This is a genomic window from Clostridium sp. AF02-29 (assembly GCF_934835585.1).
GTDB classification, from domain to species: domain Bacteria; phylum Bacillota; class Clostridia; order Lachnospirales; family Lachnospiraceae; genus Otoolea; species Otoolea fessa.
In genome coordinates this window covers 14762-27254 of sequence record NZ_CAKVZK010000023.1, presented here as the reverse complement: position 1 = coordinate 27254, position 12493 = coordinate 14762, and the positions used below count along the sequence as shown (strand labels likewise).

At 48.6% G+C, this 12493-nt stretch carries 10 protein-coding genes; 3 read left to right on the top strand and 7 right to left on the bottom strand.

The window, feature by feature from the left end; translation table 11 throughout:
* Positions 1-90: 90 nt before the first annotated feature.
* On the bottom strand, positions 91-2223 hold the full coding sequence (gene ftsH, locus PUQ60_RS07295) for an ATP-dependent zinc metalloprotease FtsH (RefSeq protein WP_273379554.1): 2133 nt from the start codon (positions 2221-2223) through the stop codon (positions 91-93).
* Positions 2224-2571: 348 nt separating this feature from the next.
* On the opposite strand from ftsH, the gene PUQ60_RS07290 reads away from it, so the two are divergent.
* Positions 2572-3135: a DNA-deoxyinosine glycosylase gene (locus PUQ60_RS07290; RefSeq protein ID WP_273379552.1), complete on the top strand. Its 564-nt coding sequence runs from the start codon at positions 2572-2574 to the stop codon at positions 3133-3135.
* Here the strand turns inward: PUQ60_RS07290 and PUQ60_RS07285 are convergent.
* Both PUQ60_RS07285 and PUQ60_RS07280 read right to left on the bottom strand, forming a co-directional pair.
* Positions 3132-3461, bottom strand: a complete 330-nt coding sequence (locus tag PUQ60_RS07285; protein WP_273379550.1) for an AzlD domain-containing protein — start codon at positions 3459-3461, stop codon at positions 3132-3134. The genes PUQ60_RS07290 and PUQ60_RS07285 overlap by 4 nt on opposite strands.
* A complete protein-coding gene (locus PUQ60_RS07280) occupies positions 3451-4293 on the bottom strand; it encodes an AzlC family ABC transporter permease (protein WP_337955583.1) in 843 nt (280 codons plus the stop codon). Before PUQ60_RS07280 ends, PUQ60_RS07285 begins: the two co-directional genes overlap by 11 nt.
* A gap of 336 nt (positions 4294-4629) precedes the next feature.
* Here PUQ60_RS07280 and PUQ60_RS07275 point away from each other — a divergent pair, with 336 nt between their 5' ends.
* Positions 4630-5610, top strand: coding sequence for a radical SAM protein (locus tag PUQ60_RS07275; protein WP_273379548.1), 981 nt, complete (start codon positions 4630-4632; stop codon positions 5608-5610).
* 1183 nt (positions 5611-6793) lie between these two features.
* Complete coding sequence (locus PUQ60_RS07270) at positions 6794-7738, top strand: DUF5688 family protein (RefSeq protein ID WP_022359174.1); 945 nt, start codon at positions 6794-6796, stop codon at positions 7736-7738.
* Here PUQ60_RS07270 and PUQ60_RS07265 read toward each other — a convergent pair.
* The 4 genes from PUQ60_RS07265 to PUQ60_RS07250 all read right to left on the bottom strand — a co-directional run bounded on the left by PUQ60_RS07265 (position 7692) and on the right by PUQ60_RS07250 (position 12365).
* Positions 7692-8138 (bottom strand): threonine/serine exporter family protein, encoded by a 447-nt coding sequence (locus PUQ60_RS07265; protein ID WP_022359175.1) that lies wholly within the window; start codon positions 8136-8138, stop codon positions 7692-7694. The genes PUQ60_RS07270 and PUQ60_RS07265 overlap by 47 nt on opposite strands.
* Positions 8135-8905 (bottom strand): threonine/serine exporter family protein, encoded by a 771-nt coding sequence (locus PUQ60_RS07260; RefSeq protein WP_273379545.1) that lies wholly within the window; start codon positions 8903-8905, stop codon positions 8135-8137. Before PUQ60_RS07260 ends, PUQ60_RS07265 begins: the two co-directional genes overlap by 4 nt.
* Positions 8906-8957: 52 nt before the next feature.
* The gene (gene uvrB, locus PUQ60_RS07255) at positions 8958-10949 is read right to left on the bottom strand and encodes an excinuclease ABC subunit UvrB (RefSeq protein ID WP_273379543.1); all 1992 of its coding nucleotides are present in this window, start codon (positions 10947-10949) and stop codon (positions 8958-8960) included.
* A gap of 228 nt (positions 10950-11177) precedes the next feature.
* Positions 11178-12365 (bottom strand): MFS transporter, encoded by a 1188-nt coding sequence (locus PUQ60_RS07250; RefSeq protein ID WP_273379541.1) that lies wholly within the window; start codon positions 12363-12365, stop codon positions 11178-11180.
* Positions 12366-12493: the final 128 nt, after the last annotated feature.

Sequence of the window (12493 nt, the reverse complement as noted above, 5' to 3'; positions counted from 1 at the left end):
TCATAGATTTTTCAATATATGGATTCACATTGCTGAAATACAGCCGTTCTATTTACTGTATAAATATTTCTTTTATGCTATACATCACTTTTATTTCCGGTCGAACGAGCTTCCCCCGCGCATCTCATCCTCATTTGGACTCTCTGCTGCTACAGCTTCTGCCGATTCCAGTGTTTCGTCCGCCGGTGCTTCATCCGCCGGTTTTCCTTCCAGCTTCTGCTGATTCTGTGAGTTTTCCGCGTTCGTTTCCTCCGCAGTCTTTACCGGCTGAACCTCATCGCCTGTCTTCGCAGCCTCCGGCATCTCAATCCGGTCCTCGCCTTCCTGTTTCTTTTCCTCCAGCTCCGGGATTCCCTTTACCTCATGGAAAATCTTCATGAACTCTTTACCGGTGATCGTCTCTTTCTCAATCAGGAACGCCGCAATCTTATCAAGCGCCTCGCGGTTTTCACTCAGCAGGCGTTTCGCCTCCTCATAAGAAACCTTCAGAATATGCATGACTTCCTTGTCAATCTCTGCCGCTGTCATATCACTGCAATTCAGGACGGTTCTCCCGTTCAGGTACTGATTTTCCTGGCTTTCCAGTCCCATCAGACCGAACTTCTTGGACATACCATACTGGGTTACCATCGCACGCGCGATCCGGGTTGCTTTTTCAATATCATTTGACGCACCTGTCGTTACCGTATCAAAAACGATCTCCTCAGCCGCACGTCCGCCTAAAAATCCGACCAGCATCGCGCGGATTTCCTTCTCAGTATTTAAGTACTTCTCTTCCTCCGGCACCTGCATGACATAGCCGAGCGCACCCATGGTACGCGGCACAATCGTGATCTTCTGTACCGGCTCCGAATCCTTCTGCAGGGCGCTGACCAGCGCATGGCCAACCTCATGATACGAAACAATCCGGCGCTCTTCCTGGCTCAGGATGCGGTCTTTCTTTTCTTTGCCAACCAGAACCAGCTCAACTGCCTCAAATAAATCCTTCTGGGAAACGGCTTTCCTGCCATTCTTAACGGCTGTGATCGCCGCCTCGTTCATCATATTGGCAAGATCCGCACCTACAGCGCCGGATGTCGCCAGCGCGATCTCCTCGAAATCAACCGTCTCATCCAGTTTTACATCCTTGGAATGTACCTTTAAAATCTGCACACGCCCCTTTAAATCCGGCTTATCCACGATAATCCGGCGGTCAAAACGTCCCGGACGAAGCAGCGCCGGATCCAGAATCTCCGGGCGGTTCGTCGCCGCCATGACGAGAAGACCCTTGGAGGAATCAAATCCATCCATCTCCGAAAGGAGCTGGTTTAACGTCTGCTCACGTTCATCGTTGCCGCCCAGACGCGAATCTCGGCTTTTACCGATCGCATCCACCTCATCGATGAAAATGATACACGGAGCCGACTGCTGCGCCTGCTTGAACAGGTCACGCACACGGGATGCGCCGACGCCGACAAACATTTCCACAAAATCCGAACCGGACAGAGAGAAAAACGGAACCTTCGCCTCTCCAGCTACTGCCTTGGCAAGAAGTGTTTTACCGGTTCCTGGCGGTCCGACTAACAGCGCACCCTTTGGCAGTTTCGCACCAATCTTCGTATATTTTCCCGGGTTATGCAGGAAATCAACAATCTCCGTCAGAGACTCCTTCGCCTCATCCTCGCCTGCCACATCCTTGAACGTAACGCCGGTTTCTTTCTGTACATATACTTTGGCATTGCTCTTGCCGACACCCATGATGCCGCCTCCGCCGCCCATGCGCTTCATCATCATATTGAAAATGACGAACATCGCTGCAATCGGAAGCACCCACTCGAGCAGAAGCATGATAATACTGCCTGTCGCGTCCACTTCTGCCTGTTCATAGGTCGTAACACCAGCTTCATCCAGCTTCTTTTCCAAATCCGGATCGTTGATCGGAATCGTGTAGTACTCCATTCCTACCAGATTTCCGTATTTTCCCTGGCTGCCGCCATATTTCTTCGAATCTTCCTTCGGCGTGATCTGAATCTTTCCATTGCCAATCACAACCGATTCTACCTCGTGATCCTTAAGCATCTGATTAAACTCGCTGTACGGCATCTTGTGCGTGCGGCTGCCCTGCCAGAGGTTGTGCATCATCGCCACACAGAGAAGCGTAAACAGCATCGTCATGATCAGCACTGCATAATTCTGACCGCGGGGATTTTTTCCATTTTTATTCTGGTTTCCCTTATTATCCATACACTTTCTCCATTCTGTATCACTGTACATCCGGAATCTGCCACATCCGGTTACTCAAAAGCCCCTCTAAATCTGCCGCATCTGCTTCTCATCCGGCTTCATGCCCGCTTTTCTTCCCCGTCAATGCGCAAATTTCTGCGTACTCTTTTCCATTATAGTGGCAGATTGCCTATAAATCAAGAAGTGAAAATATTAAAAACCTGTGAACTCCTTATAAATATAGGTACTTTCTCTGCATATATGAAATAAAAAACATTCTACCATTTTTGATCTATGCTATAATGGATATACTGAATCAGGCTTTGCCAGACTTAGCATAACAATAATCCGCAAAAAGGAGATTTCACCATGCCATCCCACATCATCCACCCAATCCCGCCTGTTTTTGACGCCGACTCCCGCATCCTAATCCTCGGTTCCTTTCCGTCTGTCAAATCCCGGGAAAGCTGTTTTTTCTACGGCCACCCGCAGAACCGTTTCTGGAAACTCTTAACGCGCCTGCGAAAGGAAGATATTCCATCCTCCGTCGAGGAAAAGAAGGCATTTCTGCTGCGGAACCACATCGCCGTCTGGGACACCATCCACAGCTGTTCCATCGAAGGATCCAGCGACAGTTCCATCCGCGACGTTGTCCCAAACGACCTCGCCTCTATTCTGGATCACGCTTCCATCCAGGCGATTTACACAAACGGCGGGCTGTCTGGAAAAATGTACGACCGCTTCTGCCGTAAACAGACTGGCATTGAGGCAATCAAACTGCCATCCACCAGCCCTGCCAATGCCGCCTGGAACCTCGACCGGCTGACAGATGCCTGGAAATGTATCAACCAGATCCTGGGGGAACCCGGATCTGAAACAAAAAACACTGTTTCCGATGGCAACGCACGCGAGGCAAAAACACGCACCATCTAAACAAACACCATCTGCACCAGAATCATATAAAATACAGTTCCTGCCCCGATGCTCAGAAGTGAGTTACGTTTCCACGCGTGAAGCACCGCTACTAATGCACAGGCAAGGAACTCCGGAATCCCGAACGGTGCTGAAAAAAGCGAAACGCCTTTCAGACAGTACACTACCAGAATCCCCATCGTCGCATACGGAAGCACATGCCCCAGATACTCGACATAACGTGGCATCTGCTTTCCATCCGGGAACAGAATAAAGGGAAGAAACCGCGTCAGAATCGTTCCTGCCGCCATCACAAGCGTTAAAATCAAGATACTGTTATTCTGCATGGCTCATTTCCTCCCGTCGTTCCATCTGCTTCTCCCGATCCTCTTTTTCGTCCTTTTCTTTATCATTCTCTTTCTGATTTTCTTTTTTGTACACAATCGCCGATACCGCCAGAATTGCGATCATCGTTGGTATGATAAAGGCACTCTGTCCAAACAGCTTCAGGCAGATCACCGAGCAGGCCACACCGGTTACTGCCGGCCAATGGCGCTTCTGTCCGATCCACTGTTCCGTAAAAATCATTACAAACAGTGCCGTCAGTGCAAAGTCCAGCCCTTTCGTATTAAATGTAATCACATTTCCCAGTGCTGCCCCCATGACACTTCCCGCAATCCAGTACATCTGATCCAGAAGGCTCATCCAGAAATACATCCATTCCCTCGAAATTGTCTCCGGCGGTTCTTCTTCACACACGATTGAAAATGTCTCATCCGTCAATGCAAAAATAAGGTAGGGTTTCAATTTTTTGCTGACATTCTGATATTTTCCCAGCATTGACAAACCGTAAAAGATATGTCTCGCACTGATCATCAGAGCCATCACAAACGCCGTCACCGGGCTGACCGCCGCCGCCAGAAAATTAACACCGATAAATTCCAGACTGCCCGTATACACAAGCAGGCTGTTTAACGCCGCCCAGAATACACCGAACCCATTGACACTCATCAAGATTCCATACGCCATCCCCAGAAACACATATCCGACCATAATCGGAACGGTTTTCGGAAATGCGTATAAGAGCGCCATTCTCACTCCCGAGCCGCTTATCTTCCCGACTGCTGCCTGTTCTTCCATCGTTTGGGCTGACTCTTTTTTTCTTTCTGTTTTTTTCATTTGTTCCTACTCCGCACGTATAAATTCTTTCATTTCTCTATTTTAGGTAGGTATAACCTATCTGTCAACTAGAGAAATCTATGCTGCTTCCCTTCCCCATTCGGATTTCTCTAATTCTAGCGGTATCTTTCCTTCAACCATGCTCAGGCATTTGACACTGTTCATCTTTCTTAGTAGAATAAATACATTATAACGATCGATTTTTCGGATTCAACACAGATTTGAACTATGTAAAAAAGCTTTGAAGGAATTTCCTATTACAAAAAAACTGTTGATTACTTCGTTATAAGTCCGCACTGTAATGATTACTTTAATTTATAGAAGGAAGCAAAACCTATGAACACATATATTCCCCTCCCCAATTCAAGTGCCGGCTCGCCTGTCCAGTTCTCTGAACCAGCCGCCTACTCCTACGAAAACTGCCATTGCTGTCCGCGAAATTGTCAGATCAACCGCACAAAAAAACAGGGCTGGTGTCACAGCCCTGCCGGTATCCGGGCGGCACGCGCGGCGCTTCATCCGTGGGAGGAACCGTGTATCAGCGGTCTGCACGGAAGCGGTACCATCTTTTTTTCCGGCTGCACGCTGCGCTGCTGTTTCTGCCAGAACTACCAGATCAGCAGCGAAGGCTTTGGAAAAGATATTTCCGGAACGCGCCTGGAGGAAATTTTTCTGGAACTGCAGGCACAGGGCGCGCACAATATCAATCTGGTGACACCGACACAGTACCTTCCGTCGCTACTGCCCGTCTTAAAACGGGTCAAACCGCAGCTTTCCATCCCGATCGTCTACAACTGCGGCGGTTATGAGACGCTGGAGGCGGTTGACGCGCTGGCTCCCTATATCGATATCTGGCTGCCGGATTTAAAATATTACTCTTCCGAACTGTCCGCCCGCTATTCCGCCGCCCCGGACTATTTTCCGGTTGCCTCCGCAGCAGTCAAACGGATGATCGAGCACACCGGTCCGCTGGTATTGGAAGATTTCTCTGAAAATGGTCAGGCCTGCCAGCTCATGAAGCGCGGCGTGATCCTGCGGCATATGGTTCTTCCGAAACACAAAGACGATTCTATCCGCCTGCTCCACTGGATTCACGACAACCTCCCGGAGGGGCATTTTCTGGTAAGCCTTATGAGCCAGTACACCCCCTTCTACCAGAGCAGCAAATATCCGGAAATCAACCGTCGCATCACAAGCTACGAATACCAGAAAGTCGTCGATGCCGCGATTGAGCTGGGACTCACGCAGGGCTTTATGCAGGAAAAAAGCAGCGCGAAAGAAGAATATACGCCGCCGTTTGAGTTGCAGGGAATTTGAGATACTTTTCTATGAGGTGAAAAAGAATGTGCATTGACACGTTAGTGCCTTTTTGTGTAATGGGGGATTCCAATGAATTTCCTATTGTACAAAAAGGGTATCGATAAATTGACATTTTATCGATACCCTTTAAACTATCTCGTCCATTGGATGATACCTCTTTCTTTGAACTTTTTCTTTATTCAATTTTGATTCCTTTTTCAACAATTTCTGAATCGTTCAATCTTATTCTTTTCTTTTTTCACTTATCTATCTCTCTTTTAAAAAACGCTTCTTTTTAATGATACTTTCTCGTCATATCACTAAACCGAATCCTGTTTCTAAATATGTATGATAGATGATTGACTGATTTTTACTTGTTGATTTTGGTTTTCCTTTGTTCAATTTTTCTATTAAAAAATTGAACCAGTTTTATGTTTTCGGTGGAATCAGCTCCCTTCTTTTTTTGTTTTATTTCTTGTTCCTTTTGATGGTTTTATTCTAATACATATGTCGCATTTTGTCAATACTAATTTTGTATTTTCTTGTTATTTTTCAGTTTTATTTTCGCCATGAATGCCAGCTATTAGTTTTCATCTCGCAGCCGCGCCATCTTATCTCTTTATTTACCATCGTTCACACATTATACAACCTCATGTAAACTTACGTCTTCAGTTACTGCTCACACATGTGTGCCCAGTAACTGAATTTGCCGTGGCTTCGCATTTAAATATGGCAAATTCCTGCTGCCACCACGTTTTCTTACGGCACTTTCGGTTCCAAAAGTGCCTACCCGCGAACAGTACCAGAACTTCACTTTTCCTCTGTTATTTCTCTTGCCAACCTTCCCATTTTCCAGTATAATCATGATACCGGTGCATTTTGGCACCTGCTTCTTTATATGCAGGCAATTTTTTCACATCTTACTGGTTCCTGCGATTCTCATGTTCAGTTTTTTCGATGATTTCCATGACCATTTTCATACTTACGCACTCAAAAGATAAACGCTAAAACTCTGAACTTTTTATTTATTTTTTAATCACTAAGCAATCTTTTTTCACATCTCAAACTTCATGACTGCTTCTTGATTTGATTCCTTAAAACTTATTCACACGGGGAAACTGTTTCTCATCTTGCTGAAATTCATAACCTACATGAGCAAGCGGACATCCCCTATCTGCAATTTTATTTCAGGAGGTACTCTATGGTCTATGAAACTTTTTTGAAAACAATCCAGTCGATGGTGCAGACGCGCCTCAACAAAAAAGCCAACGTCTCCCTGCGGCGGGTTCTGAAAAATAATGGACTGATGCTCGACGGGCTGAGCTTTACGAAACCCGGCTCACGGTTATCACCGACTGTCTATCTGAACGCCTACTATAATGAAGCGGAGGAAGGGATGCCGCTCTCCATTATTACCGATCAGATCCTGATGGTGTATGAGACAAATCCAGGATTTTCGGAGGATATCTGCGAGGAACTGCGTGATTTTGATGCCGTACGCGGCCGGATTGCCTACAAATTGATCCACGCCGCTAAAAATAAGGTGCTTCTCTCCCACGTCCCACATATTCCGTATCTCGATCTGGCGATCGTTTTCTATCTGATCCTCACTGACAATGAGGAGGGGCAGATGACGACCCTGGTACACAGCGACCATCTTGCCCTGTGGGATATTTCTCTGGAAGAGCTTGGCATACTGGCGGAAGAAAATACACCTCGCATGCTGCCGTACCACATCAGCTCCATCGAATCCACCCTCAATCAGCTCGAAATGGAGGACATCGTTGAAACGGAAGCGCTTCCATCGGTCGCTCTCTACGTTCTGACAAATTCACGCGGCATCAACGGCGCTGCCTGCATGCTCTATCCCCGCGTCTTAAAAGAGTTTGCCGAAAGCCTGGGCGAAGATCTGATTATCCTTCCGTCCAGCATCCATGAAGTGCTTCTCACTCCCAGCAGCGTCTCCCTTCCGCCGGAAGAACTCAATGAAATGGTTCAGGCGATCAATCAGTCGGATGTGCCCGCTGAAGACCGCCTGTCAGATCATATTTATTATTTTAGCAGGATTCAGGGCTGTCTCTACCTGCCGCCCAGTTCCACTACGACGTTTTATTCCGGAGCAGACGGAACAGTGAATCCACAATAAAGATGGCAACCGCCATCGCCCCCGCTATCTGGATCGTCTGGATCAGATAAAAATTGTACCATTTTGTCTGTCCCTGTATCAGAAAATAGACGCTCCGGTAGATCGATGCGCCCGGCACCGTCGGCAGGATTCCTGCCACCAGAAAGATCGTGACGGGCGCTTTCAACACGCGTGCAAATACCTGGCTCAGCAGAGCCGCTGCCAGACTGGAAAAAAATGCCGCCGCCACCTGCGAAGTTCCCACCTGCATCGATACCAGGTACGCCAGCCATCCGGCACCTCCGGTAATGCCCGCATAAACCAGATATTTCCGCGGCATATCGACCAGCAGGGAAAAACCAAAAATCGCCAGAAATGCCCCCACGCTCTGGATCATCAATTCTCTTATCATCTCTGTCATACCGATCCTCCCGCCAGCCGGACTGCCACGATCGCCAGACCGACGCCCGACGCAACCGCCAGCGCCACCACGACTGCCTCCGCCATCCGCGCGACTCCCGAACTGTAATCTCCATTCAGCGTATCGCGGATTGCCGCCGTAAATGTGACTCCAGGCACCAGCGGCATGATTGCGCTGATAATCACTACATCCAGGCTCATTCCCAGAAATGCCCCACGGCGCAGCAGATACGCCGCAACCGCCAGTGCAAACGAGCCAAGTGCATTTTGACAGAAATCATTCAGCATAAGGTTGGACGCCGCCCGCAGGACAAACGCAAGAACGACTCCCACGACAGCCGCCACCAGGCATTCGCCCGGACCGCCTCCAAACATCACCGAAAAAAATCCCGTCGTTGCCGCATAGCCAATGCATTTCTTCCAGAATCCGTATAATGTCGTATTAGCAATCCGATCCAGTCGTTCCTGCGCCTCCCTGACGGACAATTTTCCACTGCAAAATTCCCTTGAAACATTGTTTACCTGATAGATGCGGTTCAAATTCGTTGCCCGATTTTCCACCCTTTTTACCAAGGTAAGCGGCGGAAGTGATGCATCCGCAATCGTCGCCACGATCCCCGTCGTCACGACAAACACATCTGCCCGTGCAATCCCTGAATGCTTTAAAATACGGTGAATCGTGTCCTCCACACGGTAGACCTCCGCTCCGCTCGCCAGCATGATCTCCCCCGCCCGGACCGCCATCTCCATCAGCGCGCCATATTCCATACCAACCACCCTCTGATTTACGAATTTTCGTAACTGTTCAGTACCTTCACAGTCACGGATTTTCCAAATCCAGCAACATTTTCTTGACCTCTACCATACGGTCACGCAGCACGACCGCTTCCTCGAAATTCAGCTCGGCTGCCGCCTGATTCATCTTCTTCGTTAGTTCCTTTACGAGTTTTTCTAATTCCTGGCGATCCATCGATTCCAGATCCTTCGTTACCTTATTCGTAACCGGTTCGGCTGCCTGCGAGATCGTGATCAGATCCCGGACAGCTTTCTTGATCGTCGTCGGCGTGATGTGATGTTCCTCATTGTACGCCTGCTGAATCGCGCGTCTTCGCTCCGTCTCCTCGATCGCCGCCCGCATCGAATCCGTGATCGAATCTGCATACATGATAACATGCCCCTCGGAATTTCGCGCTGCTCGGCCGATCGTCTGAATCAGGGACGTTTCCGAACGCAGGAATCCCTCTTTATCCGCATCCAGAATCGCCACCAGCGCAATCTCCGGGATATCCAGACCCTCACGAAGCAGGTTGATGCCGACCAGCACATCGAAGACATTCAGACGCATATCCCGGATAATCTGGGCGCGTTCCAACGTGTCAATATCCGAATGCAGATATTTGACGCGGATTCCCGCATCGCGCATATAGTCGGTCAGGTCTTCTGCCATCCGCTTTGTCAGCGTCGTAACAAGCACCTTAAACCCTCGCTCCACCTCCCGGTTGACCTCCGAAATCAGATCGTCGATCTGTCCCTCGACCGGTCTCACCTCAATCGGCGGATCAAGAAGTCCCGTTGGACGGATCACCTGCTCTGCCCGCAGAAGCTCATGATCTGCCTCATACTCGCCCGGTGTTGCTGAAACGCAGAGAATCTGATCCAGTTTGCTCTCAAATTCTTCAAAATTTAACGGTCGGTTATCCAGCGCCGACGGCAGGCGGAAGCCATATTCCACCAGCGTTTTCTTGCGCGACTGGTCGCCCGCGTACATCCCGCGCACCTGCGGCAGCGTGATGTGCGACTCGTCCACAATCACCAGAAATTCATCCGGGAAATAATCCATCAGCGTACACGGCGGTTCTCCCGGTTTCGAACCAATCAGATGGCGCGAATAATTCTCGATACCAGAACAGAAGCCTGTTTCCCGCATCATTTCCACATCAAAATTCGTCCGCTCCGCGATTCTCTGTGCCTCCAGAAGCTTATCCTCACTCTTAAAGTAAGCGACCTGCTCCTTCATTTCCTCTAAAATATTGTTTGCCGCAATCTCCATCCGCTCTTTCGGGATGACATAATGCGATGCCGGGAAAATCGCGATATGTCCCAGCTGCGCCTTGATCTCGCCCGTCAGCGTGTCAATCTCTGTGATCCGGTCTACCTCATCCCCGAAAAACTCAATCCGGTACGCATCGCCGCCCGAATACGCCGGGTATACCTCCAGCACATCGCCTCGCACCCGGAACGAACCTCGCTTGAAATCCATGTCATTCCGGCTGTACTGAATGTCGATCAGCTTGTGAATGACCTCGTCGCGGTCCTTCTCCATGCCCGGGCGCAGGGAAATAACCATGTTTTTATAATCGATCGGGCTTCCCAGACCATAGATACAGGAAACCGATGCCACAATAATCACATCCTGCCGCTCCGACAGCGCCGCCGTCGCTGAATGCCGCAGCTTATCGATCTCGTCGTTGATGGAGGAATCCTTCTCGATATATGTGTCCGTGGACGGGACGTAAGCCTCCGGTTGGTAGTAGTCATAGTAGCTGACAAAGTATTCCACCGCGTTATTGGGAAAAAATTCCTTCATTTCCGAATAAAGCTGGGCTGCCAGCGTCTTATTATGTGCAATAATTAACGTCGGCTTATTCAGCTTCTGAATCACATTTGCCATCGTAAACGTCTTGCCAGAGCCCGTTACACCCAGTAATGTCTGGAACTGATTTCCTTCCTTGAAGCCCTCCACCAGCTTTTCAATCGCCTGCGGCTGGTCGCCGGTCGGGCTGTATTCTGATACCAACTCAAAATGATCCATTGCTTTCTCCTGATTTGATATAATTCACAAAAAAATCCCATTAAGTATTTCTATTATACCAAATCCACCCATGAATGTATACATAAAAGCAAAACAAATCAGTACAAACGTTCGATTTCAGACAACTATTCACAGGTGGAAATTTTCTGAATTTTCTAAACTGAAAATTCCATACGATACAGTTCTGGTTGCAGATTTTTCCGTCATTCCTATTATTTGTTTACTGTATTATTTCTTTCTTCCCGCGACTACTATCAGAACGATTCCTAATACTCCCATCATCCCCGCATACCCCACAAACGGCACGCTCACGCCCTCACTGAATCTTCCCATCCATTTCAGCACAAACGGCGAACACGCCGCTCCCAGATTGCAGCCGACCAGCACGATTGATGTGGCTGTATTGATAGAAGACTGCGGAATCCGCTCGGAAATCTGGTGGAAGGAATAGGTAACCAGAACGGTATAGAAAAATCCGACGATACTGATGCCAATTCCAATCAGCGGCAGATTGCCCGCATATGCGGTCAGAAGCATCCCCGCTCCAAGCATCAGGCATCCAACCCCCGGTAATTTTTCCTTCCACCACATCGTCAGTTTTCCAAAATAAACACCAGCAGCTATTCCCATCAGCATCATGAGCGTGAGAATGATGCTGGCTTCCGACTCCGTTCCAAGTTTCTTCTCTAAAATCAACATCGGGACACGCAGGGAATTGGAACAGTAGATGCAGATGACAAACCCCGCAAACACTGCATAAGCAATGGTCAGGACTTCTTTTTTCCAGCATTCTCTTTTTCCATCTGCCTCCGCTTCCAGACTTTCTTTCTCTGCCCCTGCACTCTGTGAGCCCGCACTCTGTCCCGTCTCCATACTTCCCGGAACCCATACAAGATACAGAAGAACAATCACAAATCCGAGCGCGTACACCCAAAATGCCAGATTCCACCGGATCAACACCAATTTTCCAGCAACCAGCGTCATAACCGCGCTTCCCAGCACCTCCGCCGATCCGCGGTATCCGAGCAGCGCCGCTTTTTCCCTGCCTTCATAATATTCACTGAAAATGCTGATTGCTTTCGCATTAATGAGCCCAATCCCGATCCCCAGGAAAATCCTGGATGCAAACACCACCGGATATTCCTGTACAAACACCGGTACCATGCCGCTGACCGATAAAAGAAGCAGACCGCCCACAATCATTGGACGGTCTTTCATATAACGCGACAGCCATGCATTCAGCACGATCATGGCAGTGATCGCAAACGACGGTGCAGAGATCAATATCTCCACCTGTGCGGTTGTATATTCACTGAAATGCTGCAGCAGCGATGGCAGCACGATCGAAACAGAATACGCCGATGTCAGTATCAATGACAGCGATAGCAGCGCTATTTTCTTCATTTGTTCTTTCATATTAATTTCTCCCCGAATGTAAGTTTTATACTAGAATTCTGATTGCTTATGTCCTATCCATTCACAATCGCAGGCAGCACAATCCATGTATCGTTTCTTAAAACAATACTCCATATCTTCTATCATAA